This window comes from Psychrobacillus sp. FSL K6-4615, assembly GCF_038008225.1.
GTDB lineage: Bacteria > Bacillota > Bacilli > Bacillales_A > Planococcaceae > Psychrobacillus > Psychrobacillus psychrotolerans.
Map to the genome: position 1 here is coordinate 2,015,142 of NZ_JBBOYQ010000001.1, position 14,977 is coordinate 2,030,118.

Consider the following 14,977-nt stretch of genomic DNA (forward strand, 5'->3'; position numbering starts at 1 on the left):
AATGTATTAATAGCTCAATATGTAGACTATAAATCATTTCCCTTTAGGTTTTCACAACTCTAAATTTATTATGTATTATTCTCATATTTAGCGAAATATGGTATTAATAATGAGCATGCAAAACTAATGCTAATACCTATTAAAACATTTATATATTCATTTTCAGAGGGCGACAAAATTAGACCAAAAATTGGTATTGGAAGTACCATAAAAGATGCTAGAAATCTTGAGGAAAAAGATATCGTATGAGCAGTCCCACATTGTTCACATTGAATTGGCTTGTAAAACCACATGATAGATTTGTAAATTTTGCCCCATTTAAACGGAAAGTTGCAGTTAGTACACTTTTGCATAATATAATTCCTTTCTATTATCAACCTATTTTACTCTAGAGTTCCTTAATCAACTTCTTTCTTTTGGTTATCACGGTAAAAATCACGCCTTATCCATCAAAAAATCAGAATTGAATTACATATTACTTATTTCAACACACTTTCAATAATACCTCTTTTAAATGAGCTAATTCATTAGTCCCTTAAGAGTTAGCCATATTCAAACAATATGGGTGTTATACAGTAAAATCATCTATGATTTCAACCACTTCTATTTCTCCGTCTATTAAGAGTTCTGGTAACTCATTGTTCATATTTCCCCTCCAATATTCTCTTGCTTGTTCTATTTTTCGAGAAAAAGGAACTCCATCTTCCTTTGGTAGGAGATTTCCATCACCTTCAAAAGAATTCCCCATAACTCGAAGCTTAACTATCTGCAAAACCTTTCGATCAAAGGAAATAAATAATTCTTTCCATTTCAATACGTCTTCATATTTTTTTGTAGCATATAAACAAGACATTCTAGAAGGGTATTCTGGATATTCTTGAAGTCTTACCATTTCTACTATCACTTCTCTAATAGCTCTTATCGTCTGACCGGCATACTTAATAGCAACATTGGCATCTTCGGTATTCAAAGACATTCCTTCACTTGAATAATGTTCATGTAAGATATGAAAAAAGTCCTCTCCTTTAGAATTTAATTGCTCCTTTTCAAAAAAGAAACTATATAAGGTATTCTTTTGGTTCTTATCAAAGTTAATAATTTGTCCTATACTCATTTTTTTCCTAGTGACAATGTGATAAACATACAGTTCATTCTCTATCATAATCGCACTCCTATCTCTCATCTAAATCAATAAGTATTTTAAGTACCTAGCCCTCAATCTATAAAAAAAGAGATGACTTAGAAAACTACTTTGTATTATTAATGAAATATGTATCATACGATTCTTTCAATATGTACCCTAGCTTTTCTGCTAATTTAACTGACTCAGGGTTGGCTCCATCCCAACTAGCATACTTTCCTTTATCTAGGCAATCCAATATCAAGGCGGACGCTACAATAGTCGCTAAACCTTTCTTTCGATAATCAGAATTTGTAGCTATTTCAATCTCTATACCTTCGTCATATATACTAAAAGAAGTTGCTGCCGAAACAATTTTTCCATCATGTAAAATAGCATATCCGATCCCTCTGTCTATAAAATCATCAATAGATTCAAACTGACTCACAAAGTCCTCGGAAACTTCGTGGAAAGTAGGCGCATTTACTATTTTTTTGTCCACTTTCTTTATTTCGTAGCCTTCTGGTAATGTAGACAATAGATTCTGTAAATGTGTCCTATCTAAATGCACTGGGTTCTTTTCAAATCTATACCGATCAAACTTTTCAATTTTTCCTATGTGAACAGTTTCTATACGACTTTTCCACTCTTCCGTATCGACAATTACAAGACTGAAATCAGATAGATTATTTAGTAATTCTTCTGCTGCTTCTGTATTAGGGTCTCCTGCAAAGTATACAAAAATACCGACAGTTATCTGCGCAACCGTTGGATTCTCAAGGTCATCAACCCAAGCAGTTCCCATATGTCCTTGGAGATATGAAAGAACAATAGTGCTATCCATATTATTAAACATAGGTAATAACTTTTCCCTTACATGAACATCGGCTTCATAAATCATTCAATTTCCCACTTTCTCATATTATATTACTAAAATTTGTGTGACTATATTATGGTGATGTCAGTTTAAGAATAGAGATGCTTAAATTGCTCGATTGTGTATAGTGATTGAATCATATGAGATTACCAATTTTCACAGATTTTCAAATTCCACACAAAATGGATGTTTGCTACTATCAAGACAGTATTCTATTCTTTGTCTAAAATTTTCAATAGTTATCATTTTCAAAGCCTGCTCGATAGGGAAAAACCCCACTTCTAAACTCTCCGGAGAAGTAGTTAAGATGCCACCAGTTGGCTTGGCTAAAAAAAGAGTATTGCAAATGGACTTATTCACATTTTGAAAAACTCCGCAGAATTTTACAACTTCAATATCAATTCCTGACTCCTCTTTAGTTTCCCTTATTGCAGCATCTGTCAGAGACTCACCTTCCTCAACTATTCCACCGGGCATTTCCCAACCCCTTATAGGACCTTTAATAAGCAGAATTTCCTTGTGTTCGTTGAGCACAATAGTTGCTGCTGAAAGAAAATGTTTAGGTGGAGTGTAAACAGACGACGTGTTTTGTTCCAAAGTCATTGCCTCCTATTCTTTGTAAATCCTACATACCATATGAGTGTCGAACATAAGTTAAACACTACTCTTCACATCCATTTAAGGCACAGATTCAATAAATTTAACTGAGGAAATTCACTATCACACATCCAATAACCATTTTCGTAATTTCCCTTTCGGATAGTATACTTGGCTATTTATAACAAGATGTGGAATATCCGAATGCTCTTGGATTAATGACTTAGCATCTTCTTTCGATATACCCATAAAATAATGCACATCATTTTCTTTAATCAATTCATGTTCATCACCTTCATCTAAGGAATCAATAAAGTTTTTCGCATCTGGATTTTTAAAGTTCTTTAACCCATCTCCAATAAAATATCCCGCAACAGCAATTCCTGCGGCTAACCAAATAAAAGACCAAGTCATCGTTTCTCCTCCTAAATATATGTCTAACTTTTAGCTACCTAAATCTATTAATAATGCTTCTGTTTTTCTTACTCTTTTCCACACGTTATGTTCTAAGAACGCAGACTTGCTTTAAATATTGAACCTATATTTTTATGTAGTTTTAGTTATTTCATAAAAGTCTGTGAACACTACAATTGAAAATTTTGTTTTATTAATTGAGCAACTTTTTCCGGACTCAAATCTGTATTATCTATTCTGATATAATTTTCTCTCTTGATTTCATTTGTTTTTGAATTCAGTCTACTACTTTCCATAGTCTCTAATAAATGTTGTTCCGATTGTTTAATATTTCTTTTAGTTGGCTTATGTTCAAGCCTATGAGTAGACTTATTTCGTATTAACCTTTCCTCTACTTTAGCTTCTAATTCTACAAAATAAATATCAGCTCCCTCTGATGCTACTATTTGACACATATTTTCTATTTCATCCCAATCTTCTTTTTTATCAAAATACCATATCTTAGTAAAAATCATTCCATAACTATCACTTTTTGAAAATGACTTAAATATTTCCCGCCTAAATAGATGTGTTAATTTCCACATTTCCGTACTAAATCCAAAGAGTGGCTCCAATAAGTCAATTGTCATATGGTTATGAAATAGCTTTAACCCTGTTTCCTTAGCTAATTCTTGACCTACCGACATTTTTCCAACTGCTTGGGGTCCAAATATAAAAACAAACTTTTTCATCGTATTTTCCTCCAAAAGTATTTATCCTCTTCGAATTTTAATCTCTATCGTTATATAAAAGTCATTTTCAATGCATACAAGGAACTGCCAATACTTAATTTTTGGTTAGTTATTTTAAAGTTGGCACTGCACTTAATGTATTCAATAGATTTTTTTTTAGTTTGCCTGTTAGTTTTCCTGGTCCTGCTTCTTTTAATATCCTTAAATATTATTGAAATAAAATAATATGCTAGCTATTAAACAAAAAACTCCTGTTCCTAACCCAATAGTTCCAGTTACCACATTATATTTATTTTTCTTTCTAAGCTTGACCATCATAAGAAGTCCTATGGTTGTTGAGATAAGAAAGAGAATAAAAAAACCGATGATTAAAATGTACATTCACTTCCTCCTGTTTTAGTTAAGTTCACATTGATTTTCATGACGGGATTAGGAGGATAATCAATGCGTTAATTTACTTTACACAAGAAAAAGCAAGGACGATGGGAATACGGTGTCTCCTCATAAATTCATCTTCACTACTAAAATCTTCACGCTTGGGTGTACCTTCACGTAAATCTAGAACTGAAAAGCCCGCTTGTTTAAGTGCCATAAAATAATGTTCGATTGTTCGATGATACTTAACTACTATTTGGTCGATCCACGGCTCTTTTCTTTCTCCCTCATGGAAGTAGTCATCGACAATCCAGTTACCGCGTTTATCACCAGATTCCTTACTAGCAAAAGATGAAGTTGTAAGTGGATGCTGGATACTAAAAACAAATTTACCGTTTTCTTTAAGTGTTTTGTGAACTTCTTGGAAAAGCCTATTTATGTCTGAAACGTAATGGATGGCAAATCGAGATGTTACAAGGTCGAATGCCTCTTGTGGATAATTATAAGATTCCATTGTTTCCAAGTGTATGGTCCCGTTTTGTTTCAGTATGTTAGAGCGTGCCACTTCCACCATTTGTTTCGAACCTTCTATTCCTGTGTAGTTTTTTGCTCCTAACTGTAAAAGTTCTTTACCAAAAGATGCATCACCACACCCTAAGTCTAAGATGCTACTATCTTGAAAACTCCCGATTAACTCATACATAATTGGTCCTTCAATGGCATTATTTGGGCTATCGCTTCTGTTTCTTCTAGTCATGTAATTTTTTAAAAAATCTGTTTGATCGTATACGCTAGATCCTTTATACTCCATAAAAACCTCACCCCTTCTTTTCCAACTTCCCAATAAAATTATTCTTTAGTTGAATTAGCTTTTGAATAAAAATTATATATACTCGTCAGATTATTCTTAATACCATTTACACCTTTCCACTCGGTCCATTCTTTTGGTGTAATAAAGCCTGAAACATATGTATCAATAGTATGATTATTTTCTAACGCACTTAGTGAGCTGTAAATTAAAAATAAAATATAACGTTCTAAGGATATCAATTGTTCTCTATTCCCTATATTTCCGTGTCCTGGAACGAAAGTTATGATATCCATTTCTTTTACCTGGTTTAGGATATATATGTATACATCCGGATTAAAAATTGGTAAGTGTAGATTCTCGGTAACTAAATCTCCCATAAATACAATCTTCTCTTCTGGCAAATACATAAACGTATCGCTTGGGGTATGACCTCCAGGTTTACGACAAATGCAGACCACTATACTTTCACCCACCACTCCCTTCATTATTTTTCGTTTTGATAAATTGATCATACATAATCTCTTTATAATATTGCTCATAACCTACCATTCCTAGTTCTCTTGCAGCCATAAGCTCTGCTTCTCTGTCATAAGGAACTCGTACAAAATTAATCGAATTAGTTCCATGCGAACCATCCACAATAACATAAGTAGCATCAACTAAATCTAAACCCACACTTCCTACATTACAAAGGGTACCGATTTCATAACTTCTTAATAAAGTTAGATGAATATCTCCATAAAACACAATATCTGGAGTACGCTTCGAATGATGTGATTTGGTTTCTTCACTATTTTCAAAAAGAGACAAACACTCTGCTAATGAATGATATTCGGGTGCAATTCGTTCAAAAACACTTCTTGGTGATGCATGAAAACAACGTATCATCTTGCCATTTAGCTCAAATTCAAGATGGAAAGGTAAGGAGGCCAAGTAGTTAAAATCATCTTCTGTTAGCTGACTTTGTGACCATTTAATAATTTCATTATCTATCTCTTCTCGGATAAACACATCCCAATTCCCATAAATGACTTCATCACAATGCTTTCTAACAAGTTCAATACATTCCGAACCACGCGGACCTTTACCGACCAAGTCTCCTAAACAAAATATTTGATTCACACCACGGTTTTCAATATCCTTTAGCACCGATTCTAACGCAGTTAAATTACCATGAATATCTGAAATAATAGCTATTTTAGACAAACTAATTTCTCCCCTCCATTACAGTCTTATACCGCTGATTAATTTCCAGGTTGATACACAATCTTTTGGATTATTTATATTAACAGCCCTGTACATTTTATATTTTTCTACATATATAAATCATTTCATTACTCTCTCTAATTAGGGGGGAGCCTTCCCAATTTCCATAGGCATGCAATATATCTAATCCGTTTTCGATAAGCAGTCGTTCCATTTCCTTTGGATATGTATACCTCAAGCTAATATTTGTTTTTCTCTCTTCTGCCACATGGTTATCATCCATAAACTTTCTTATGGTTGTATAGTGCTGAATTTGTTCTAGCGGGTCATAATTACTGATTGTATACACATTGACTTTTTTATTTGCCAGGGTATCGGTGTAAGTTTTCCAATACTCTTCTGTAGTTGGTTGCAGTAATTCTTCCGCATTCGGAAATCTCGTTCCAAATATAAAAATGCCTTCTTGTTCTAAAAGATTATGTATAGATTTTAGGACAAGGTTTTGTTGTGCATTTGTATGGAAATGTTGAAATGAGTTCCCCACCATATATATTAATGGACTTTTTTGATCTAATTGAAGCATTGTACAATCTTGCTCCAACCATTCAATTTGTATATTTGCTTGATCTGCTTTTTTCTTCGCAAGTTCAAGCATTCCTGCATGTATGTCTACACCAATCATGTTATGTCCCTTTTGCGCTAAAGGAATCGTTATTCTTCCCGTCCCGCATGCCAAATCTAGTACTGGTCCCCCCTGTTTGATGGCCCATTCCTCAAGCATTTTCAGTTCTCCCGTATAGGTGTCATTTTCTATATCATATGAAATAGGATCATTGTATTCTTCTAGATTATTCGACATATATTTCTTCTCCCTCTTGAGATAGCCACTGTGCTATATTCACTTCAAATGCCGGATCCTTCCAAGCAGTAATAGTAGCTATTTCTCCATGTTTTCCCTTGTATTTTCGAACGAAAAGATCACCTAAAAAATAGGCCAATCTATTATATCCAAATTTTCGACCACCATTAATAGAGAACCATTCATGAAATATTTCTTCTGTAGTCAATATTTTGTAATCTTCGTTAAATGCTTGTTTAATCTTTGTAGTGTTTGCTTGAGCAAAATCATACCAGTCTTTCCCTTCATCATTATAAGAAAAATAGATAGAAGGATGCATAAGATCTACTACCTGCCTTGATAAATCCGTTGCAATTCCCTCTCTGTAAAGCGAATTAAGCGGATTTGTCCATTGCACCTTGGACCAATCCATTCCCCGATTATCCGATATAATATTTTGAACAAGATGCCCAAATTCATGAGCAACAATTACGCGTAAATGATCTGGGTTGGGGGAAAGTTTTTCTAATGCAAACGTAATATTCGGTATTATCTGTTGATAGGTGTACGCATTCGACCCAAATCCACCAACGATCAAATTAATATCAACGGGGAATGATATAATATATTTTTTGTTATACGCTCCTGCAATTTCTTGAATAATTATTTGAATACTTTTATGTACTTCTTTGATCGCATTGAAATGCTGTGGATACTTTTCAATTGATTGCACATGTCTTTCCTCGGTATTTTTACAATGTCTAGTGAAATACTCCTCAAATATTTCTGGAAACGCAGTAAAGTACTCACGTAAAGATTGGGTTGTAGCTTCATAGTTTGTGAAAAAATAAGGGACAGTATCTATTATTTTCAAACTACGTATCCTCCTCATTTATTAACTAATAGTTGACTCAAATAATTCCATAAATGATTCTAAATTTTTCAAAACAGTTTCTCCATCTGGAACTTCTTCGAATAGCTCATTTTGTGTATATATTTTCCCTCCTTTTATCACTCTATTAATCTTTTGGGTATACTTTATATTTACTAATGGGTTTTCATCTAATATGACAATGTCTGCAATTGCTCCTTCTTTAATCACCCCGAGTTCTGGACGTTTTAAAGCTTTAGCTGCATTTATAGTTGCCGCACGAAGAGCATCTATTTCGGTCAGGCCAATCTCTACAAACAGTTCTAATTCACGGTGGAGCGCCATTCCGGGTATCGTGAATATTCCCGCAGGGGTATCAGTTCCAGCAACAATCTGTCCACCCAAGTCAAAGTACACTTTTGCAATCGCTTTATTCATCGTTGCTTGTCTCCCCAGACTTTCCAATGAAGCTGTATGGCTTAAAAAGTATTTCCACTGATTAACCAATCCATCATTTTCTTCTAGCTTCGTCGTTACTTCATTTTTGGGATACCAGTAGTTCTCTAGAAGTTTCGCTTGATCCAATAACACCATTGTTGGGCAAATAATAACCTTGTTTTCGATAAGTACTTTACATACCTGTTCTATTTTTTCCAGATCGGGTTGTTCCCATTTGATAGAATTCCACACATTGGCATCGGCTTGCATTGTCCATTCTGGATACATATCTTGTAAGATTCCAGAAGCATGTTCATTCCATTGGATGCCCATTTTTGCGGCATCTATTGCCGTAACATCCTTTGAATAGACTAAATCACAGCTCACTTCTTTGTTGTATATTTTGGCTTCCTCAACAACTGCTTCCATCACCTCTTTAGGTAACCAACCATATACTTTGATGAAATCTGCTCCTGCTACCACTTGTCTTCTTACTTCTTTTTTTGCAGCTTCAGGGCTTTCCGCATTCATACTCCAAGGACTTGTTTCACCCCATAAACCAGGTGGCCCGTCAATAATACGATCAGCTGAAATAACTCGGGGGACAGGCGCTTCCATTGAGGCATGAATCATATCCTTTAACTCATGAACATTACCTCCAGTATTCCGCACAGTTGTTACACCAGAAGCAGTGAACAGCGGTGCATACCCTTCTTTTATATGTACATGCATGTCTATAAGTCCTGGTATAATCCATTTTCCTTGGAGATCTAGCACAACAACATCTGTGTTTAACTTTTCTTCCTGTGCTTTTGTATTTTCTACACTCGCAATTCGGCCATTTTTTATCATGATGTTTTTCAACGTTATATGTCCAGTTTCCACGTCTATTACATTGGCATTTCTCAAAGCCATAGTCGTATTAGTCATTCTTCTATTTCTCCCCTTTTGTATTCTTACTAATTACTATACTAATAAAGAGATAGAAAAGTTTCGTTATTCAGTTAATTTATAGCCGATTAAATTTATACTCTTCACCGTTGTTATTCAATCCACAGTAGTTTTCTCATCTACTAAGTATTTATTAAAGGACATTACAAAAAAACTAATACCAGTTAAAACTAATATAATACTTATAAATATCGGAAAATAACCTATAGCTGACATAGCTGCTGAAAAATTCTCATATCCCCCTAATCTAGTTGAATAAATAGCCACTGCAATCCATGTCATCCCGAATAATATGATTCCTGAGAGTAACGTCGTTGCTCCCATTATTAAATATTTCAACATGACTCCCCTTCCGGTTACACCATATTTATATATTCGCCTTGGCGAAGAGGTTTCCCTCTCTCATCAAAAAAGATGCCGTTCTGTATTTCCAAAACGGCATCTTTCATAAGTTATTTTAATTTTCCTACGTAGATAGATTGTGGTCGAAAAATTGTGTTGTCTTCCAGTTGTTCTATAGCATGTGCAGTCCATCCAACTATTCTTGCAACACTAAATGTTGGAGTGAACAATTCTGATGGCATATTAATGGATCGCATGATGGCTGCTGCATAATATTCTACATTTGTGTATAATTTTCTACCCGGTTTATATTCGGCAAGTAACTCAATAATTTCTTTTTCGGCGATTGTTGCTATATCTAACCATGGATCTTTACCTTGAAGCTCGCTACATTTCTCTCGCAGTAAAATGGAACGAGGATCCTCTGTTTTATATATTCGATGTCCGAAGCCCATGATCTTTTCGCCATTTTCTATTTTATTTTTTACGATAGTACGGATTTGCGTGGGATCTTTGAATTCGTTTAGCATAGTAATAACTCCGGACGGTGCTCCTCCATGGAGAGGTCCTTTCATCGTCCCAAGTGCTGAAGTTATGGCGGCTGTTAAATCTGACTCAGTTGAAATTGTTACACGAGCCGCAAAGGTCGATGCGTTTAAACCATGCTCCATCGTAAGTTTTAAGTACGTTTCTAACGCTTCCACTTGAACCTCACTTGGTACTTCTCCAGTTAACATCCATAAATAATTTGCTGTGTGTGAAAGATCGTTGTTTGCTTCAATAATCGGAAGCCCTAGTTGGTTTCGGTAATGTCTAGCTACTATCATCGGAAGTCCGGCTGTTAATATAACCGCCTGCTCCTCTATTGGCGTTGCTTTAAATGATGGATGTGCAAATGCAGATATAGCTGTTCTCATCGCATCCATTAAAGAAACTTCTTTAGGAAGCACGTCTATTACCGCTTTTATGTGGGAAGGTAGCTCTCTATAATGATTCATCTTAGAGTCTTTCGCAACATCTATTTCTCCCGTCCATATAAAAGTTGCCAACTCTTCAAATGATTTAGTTGCTACTAATTTGTCTACTAGTATTCCTCTATATCTTAGCTCCCCAATGTCCCCATCCACTGAAGCAATTTTCGTATGAACTGCTACTACATCTTTTAGTCCCTTTTGATACATTTATAACTCCTCCTTTTCTTTAGTATATGAGAAAAACTTGATAATAAAAATTAAATATATATAATCGTATTAATTACTATTATTAATCAAAGAAGGTGTTTAGATGGAATACCAGTGGTTAAAAACATTCTGTACCGCTGCAGAAACACTAAACTTTCGAAAAGCCTCTGAGAGGTTATTGATGTCTCAACCAAGTGTGACTGTTCATATCAAGTTACTGGAGGAGCATTTAGGATCCGCTCTTTTTGACAGACAAAATAATCGAGTAACTCTCTCTGAGGCAGGAAAATATTTTCTACCTGAAGCACAAAAGTTAGTAAATAGTACGGAAAATACGATTCACAAGATGCACGCCTTTAAACAAGGTTATCGTCAGACTTGGACGATTGCGATTTCACCTCTCATGGCCGAAACCATCCTTCCCTATTTTTTACGGTCATTTATGAAGCTACAACCTAACTTAGAAATACATATTCGGGTGGAGGAATCCTATCTGATTGAAGAGCTTGTAGATGCTGGCGAAGTCAACATTGGCATTTCGGCACTCGATGCACAAAGAAAAGGAGTAGAATCCATCTCCATCTATGAGGATCCTATATTATTTGTTATGCCAGTAGATACTTATGATGAGGAAAGCGGTCCACCGATTGATATTAAGGAAGTTTTACAGAAAAACTATTTGTTTACACATCATCATCCTGTTTTCTGGGACGATCTTCTTGTGAAGTTACATAAACACATTAGTGGAGTCCGAACGATGAAAGTAACGCAGGCACATATTGCCAAACGTTTTGTACAAGATGATCTAGGTGTCTCCTTTTTACCTCACTCGATTGTTCGACGTGAGCTATTAGAAGGGAAAGTAATGCAGCCCCATTTTGATTTATTTGAATTACCTACTGTTTCCACCTTCATCATTGTTAAAAAGAAAGGAGACCTGGAAAAGTTATTCATTGACCAAATATCGAAATATTATTTTGGTGGAACATCTTGAGAAAAACACGATGGAATTCTTTACCTCATCCCATTCAGTAGTACAAAATTAAATTCAATAGAAAATTCTAATTAGGAATGGCTTAGTTCTTTCCCAAGGAGAACTAAGCCATAACTATTTCGATATTCGACTATTTAATAATAGTCCCCTTTAGCTTCATTTTATTTTTGTCCATTCAGTTCTTAACAACGAAAAAATGAAAGCATCGTGTGATTGATTATTCTGATAGAGGTATCCCCTCAACAAACCTTCCTTAGTAAAACCTAGACGCTCTAATAATTGTATAGATGGCTCATTTTGCGGATAAGTCACTGCACCAATCCTGATCAGCTCCAAATATTCAAACGAGTATCTTAAAACTTCTTTTACTGCTTCGGAGGTAATTCCATTATTCCAATGAGAAGGGTGCAATTCAAACCCAATCTCAGCTTTCTTACTATAAGTGCTCAGGTTGTTTAAACCTAATGTACCTACAAAATCACCTGTATCTTTTAATACTATGCCCCACCTTATACCTCTTTTACTTTCATATGTGCTTTGGAAGGACTCAACTATTTTTCTAGCATCTTCTATACTTCTCAAGCTATCCATACCGTAATATTTAGTCACTTCATCTTTTGACATAATTTCGAAAAAGCTTTCTGTATGTTCCTCTCTTACTTGAACTAAATTCAGTCGATTCGTTTCTAACTCAGGAAATCCCATAAAATCATCCCCTCGATTTATCGTCATTTATTTTAATTACTTTGAAACATAGCAAGCTAAGGTAAGAGAATAGCATTTGAATAACAAAATTTCCCTTTAAGAAAACATTAGTGTCTGTAGCTACAGCTTGTGTGATTCGTTAAAACAGAAAATCATCGCCGTTTTTGTCTTGGATAATTAACTCATATTTCTGATTCTCTGTCATTCTTTTAACTTCTTCGCTATTCAGGAACTCAATAATTTCTTTACTTATTTTGATGGTCGTCTGATTATCTTCTATATCCGACGATTTCATATTAGTCATGATGGTAATAGTTACTTTTTCAGGGTTGTAAGAATATCTAATGTCAGCTACCTCATATTCTTTTTTTAGAAAGAGTTCTTCTTCTATGCTACTCATAACGGGCATCCATCGACTCTCGATTTCCTCTTCTGAAAGGTCTCGAGTTATAACTTGTACCTGTTTTGGTGTTTCGTTTGCTTTTAATAGTTCAATCGCCGCCTTGTAGATTTCTACTTTCTTAGCTTCATCAGCTATTGGAATGTACACACTGACTACAGGGCCGTATGTGTTAACATTCATAATCGGATATCCTGCTCCCTCCAAGTCTGACATCAACTTCTCACCCAGTTCCTCCCTTTGTTTGTCTATCTCTTTTTGAACGGATGACACCTCATTCTCATTCTTGGCAGAAACCATTAACTCGTAGTTGTCATACCCCCTTTTATCCAAAATTTCATTCAAAAGATTTATAACTTTGCCCTCTTCTTGCTTGACGTATTCTTCCGTTCCATTCAGCTCTATGTCAAAGTATGGCTTCTGTTCCCATTTCCCCATGCCAATAGTTGATAGTTGATACCCTTCTTTCGCCAAATCTTCCCAGATTACTTCTTGAATAGGTTTATAAAATATTTGCCCTAAATACGGAATTTTCGATACTACTTCCGCCATGGTTGGACTAAGGAATGCGGAACCTGTTAGGATTACAAAACTGATAACCGCAGCTACTACAAAATGCAGTTTTCTCCTTCCTCTTTTTCTTCCTGTTGACTTTTCAACGTCTGTTCTATTTTTCGACTCTTTGCTAATATTTTTAGCAAATTCGTATAAGGAAGGTGGTGTCTGGATTTTATCCATCTCTTCTTGAATTTCTTTCTTCACGGATTCATCGATTTTCATTGTGTATTCACCCCTATAAACTGATTTTCGATCAACCTTTTTTTCAGAGCATTCCTTGCCCGGCGAAGATGGGATTTGACCGTAGAGCTTTTCAGTCCCAGCAATTCTGCTATTTCTTGGATTGCTTGCTCTTGGTAATAGTAAAGGATGAGTACGATTTTGTAGTCACTGTTATCGAGGGATGATATGCCCTTTTTAATCTCGTTTTCGGTTTCCTCTTTTAGTAGACATTCCATCACGCTATACTTGTCCGTTACCACATCGACTTCAAACGGGGATTCTTTCAAGCGTTCATTCTTTCTCCAAGCGTCGATGGATCGGTGAGAAACCAGTTTATAAAACCAGGTGTTGAAATAAGTAATTTCTTTTCCACTCATGATATTTCGATATGCCTCAACCAAAGCATTTTGGACAACTTCTTCTGCCTGTTCCTTCGACTTCAGGATACCGAAACTGGTCCTGTAACCCTTCTCAATCAAAGGAGTGACTAGTTCAGCAAAAGCTTCGTCCTCACCTTTCTGAATCCGTGATATCAGTGTTTTCTGTTCCAAGCGTAAACCCCCTTTAATTGTTCCTACCTTTTAGGCGACGGTGAGGCTACTTAGGACGCACAAATATTTTAAAAAAGGAAAAGAAATTGAATTTATCCTGTTTCTCCTGTATTTTGTTCGCTAATACGTTGAAATTAAATAAATAACCAAGTTCAATGAACCTGGTTATTTATGTACAATTTTTGTTTATATCATTCTATTTTATGATTTTTATAGTAAATCAAAAAGTCAGTCCACTGATCATTCTCTAGCGAAAACTCTTTTCTTTCACATTCAAAGATAAATCCAGCTTTTTCAGCGAGGCGTATCGAGGGATAATTATCGATATTAATATGTAATTCAATTCGGTGAAAATTCAAAGTGGAAAAGAAAGCTTCAGTAGCTGCTAATACACTTTCCAAACCATACCCATTGTTCCAATACTGATTGTGAATGGAGTAACCCATCATAGCCCACTGGTAATCCATTCGTAAAATAGTTATAAGTTCAACCTTTCCAACGTTTACTCCATCTTCTTTACGGAATATCCCAAGAATGTACATTTCATCTTTTTTAGCTAATTCATTAAAGCCTTTAATCCATTCAACAAACCATTCTTCAGTAGAAGTAGGCATTTTTAAAGGGCGACCATCATCATATTTATATTGTGAGGGCATTCTGTTGTCAAACTGCTCGTACCAATTACTATAATCCTCTTTTTGAAAAGGACGTATGATGAACCTTTCCGTTTCTATAACTAGCTTTGAAAACTCCATTTCTTCACCTACTCTTGTGTTTCTACGTAATTCTTAATAT

At 35.2% G+C, this 14,977-nt stretch carries 20 protein-coding genes; 1 reads left to right on the forward strand and 19 read right to left on the reverse strand.

Annotated features, from left to right (window positions below; translation table 11 throughout):
- Positions 1–68: 68 nt before the first annotated feature.
- From MKX53_RS19715 to MKX53_RS10015, 15 genes are all read right to left on the reverse strand, one after another.
- Positions 69–353, reverse strand: coding sequence for a TIGR04104 family putative zinc finger protein (locus tag MKX53_RS19715; RefSeq protein ID WP_445678264.1), 285 nt, complete (start codon positions 351–353; stop codon positions 69–71).
- Positions 354–568: 215 nt separating this feature from the next.
- Positions 569–1,162: a DUF2441 domain-containing protein gene (locus MKX53_RS09950; RefSeq protein ID WP_340762514.1), complete on the reverse strand. Its 594-nt coding sequence runs from the start codon at positions 1,160–1,162 to the stop codon at positions 569–571.
- An 85-nt stretch (positions 1,163–1,247) separates the two neighbouring features.
- A complete protein-coding gene (locus MKX53_RS09955; RefSeq protein WP_340769507.1) occupies positions 1,248–2,021 on the reverse strand; it encodes a GNAT family N-acetyltransferase in 774 nt (257 codons plus the stop codon).
- Positions 2,022–2,153: 132 nt separating this feature from the next.
- Positions 2,154–2,594 (reverse strand): NUDIX hydrolase, encoded by a 441-nt coding sequence (locus tag MKX53_RS09960; protein ID WP_340769508.1) that lies wholly within the window; start codon positions 2,592–2,594, stop codon positions 2,154–2,156.
- A gap of 123 nt (positions 2,595–2,717) precedes the next feature.
- On the reverse strand, positions 2,718–3,008 hold the full coding sequence (locus MKX53_RS09965; RefSeq protein ID WP_340830809.1) for a DNA-binding protein: 291 nt from the start codon (positions 3,006–3,008) through the stop codon (positions 2,718–2,720).
- 170 nt (positions 3,009–3,178) lie between these two features.
- Complete coding sequence (locus tag MKX53_RS09970; protein ID WP_340769510.1) at positions 3,179–3,739, reverse strand: AAA family ATPase; 561 nt, start codon at positions 3,737–3,739, stop codon at positions 3,179–3,181.
- A 201-nt stretch (positions 3,740–3,940) separates the two neighbouring features.
- The gene (locus tag MKX53_RS09975) at positions 3,941–4,120 is read right to left on the reverse strand and encodes a hypothetical protein (protein ID WP_340910986.1); all 180 of its coding nucleotides are present in this window, start codon (positions 4,118–4,120) and stop codon (positions 3,941–3,943) included.
- Positions 4,121–4,193: 73 nt separating this feature from the next.
- Positions 4,194–4,925, reverse strand: coding sequence for a class I SAM-dependent methyltransferase (locus MKX53_RS09980; protein WP_340910989.1), 732 nt, complete (start codon positions 4,923–4,925; stop codon positions 4,194–4,196).
- A gap of 38 nt (positions 4,926–4,963) precedes the next feature.
- Entirely contained in the window at positions 4,964–5,437 is a 474-nt protein-coding gene (locus MKX53_RS09985; protein WP_340913405.1) for a hypothetical protein, read from the reverse strand.
- Positions 5,391–6,131 carry a metallophosphoesterase family protein gene (locus MKX53_RS09990; protein ID WP_340910993.1) on the reverse strand — a complete coding sequence of 247 codons (741 nt, stop codon included), beginning with the start codon at positions 6,129–6,131 and terminating at the stop codon, positions 5,391–5,393. Before MKX53_RS09990 ends, MKX53_RS09985 begins: the two co-directional genes overlap by 47 nt.
- A 97-nt stretch (positions 6,132–6,228) precedes the next feature.
- On the reverse strand, positions 6,229–6,990 hold the full coding sequence (locus MKX53_RS09995) for a class I SAM-dependent methyltransferase (protein WP_340910996.1): 762 nt from the start codon (positions 6,988–6,990) through the stop codon (positions 6,229–6,231).
- Entirely contained in the window at positions 6,980–7,843 is an 864-nt protein-coding gene (locus tag MKX53_RS10000; RefSeq protein WP_340910997.1) for a hypothetical protein, read from the reverse strand. Before MKX53_RS10000 ends, MKX53_RS09995 begins: the two co-directional genes overlap by 11 nt.
- Positions 7,844–7,864: 21 nt before the next feature.
- Complete coding sequence (locus MKX53_RS10005) at positions 7,865–9,208, reverse strand: amidohydrolase family protein (protein ID WP_340910999.1); 1,344 nt, start codon at positions 9,206–9,208, stop codon at positions 7,865–7,867.
- Between the two features lie 117 nt (positions 9,209–9,325).
- A complete protein-coding gene (locus tag MKX53_RS10010; RefSeq protein ID WP_340762525.1) occupies positions 9,326–9,571 on the reverse strand; it encodes a hypothetical protein in 246 nt (81 codons plus the stop codon).
- A 110-nt stretch (positions 9,572–9,681) separates the two neighbouring features.
- Positions 9,682–10,752, reverse strand: a complete 1,071-nt coding sequence (locus tag MKX53_RS10015; RefSeq protein WP_340911001.1) for a citrate/2-methylcitrate synthase — start codon at positions 10,750–10,752, stop codon at positions 9,682–9,684.
- Positions 10,753–10,855: 103 nt separating this feature from the next.
- Here MKX53_RS10015 and MKX53_RS10020 point away from each other — a divergent pair, with 103 nt between their 5' ends.
- Positions 10,856–11,746, forward strand: coding sequence for a LysR family transcriptional regulator (locus MKX53_RS10020; RefSeq protein WP_093538461.1), 891 nt, complete (start codon positions 10,856–10,858; stop codon positions 11,744–11,746).
- Between the two features lie 156 nt (positions 11,747–11,902).
- Here the strand turns inward: MKX53_RS10020 and MKX53_RS10025 are convergent, their stop codons facing one another.
- The 4 genes from MKX53_RS10025 to MKX53_RS10040 form a co-directional block, all read right to left on the reverse strand.
- Entirely contained in the window at positions 11,903–12,451 is a 549-nt protein-coding gene (locus tag MKX53_RS10025; protein ID WP_340911004.1) for a GNAT family N-acetyltransferase, read from the reverse strand.
- 139 nt (positions 12,452–12,590) lie between these two features.
- Positions 12,591–13,631 carry a DUF4030 domain-containing protein gene (locus MKX53_RS10030; RefSeq protein WP_340911005.1) on the reverse strand — a complete coding sequence of 347 codons (1,041 nt, stop codon included), beginning with the start codon at positions 13,629–13,631 and terminating at the stop codon, positions 12,591–12,593.
- Positions 13,628–14,182: an RNA polymerase sigma factor gene (locus tag MKX53_RS10035; protein ID WP_340911008.1), complete on the reverse strand. Its 555-nt coding sequence runs from the start codon at positions 14,180–14,182 to the stop codon at positions 13,628–13,630. The genes MKX53_RS10030 and MKX53_RS10035 overlap by 4 nt, the downstream gene beginning before the upstream one ends.
- Before the next feature lie 191 nt (positions 14,183–14,373).
- Positions 14,374–14,937 (reverse strand): GNAT family N-acetyltransferase, encoded by a 564-nt coding sequence (locus tag MKX53_RS10040; protein WP_340911010.1) that lies wholly within the window; start codon positions 14,935–14,937, stop codon positions 14,374–14,376.
- Positions 14,938–14,977 lie beyond the last annotated feature (40 nt).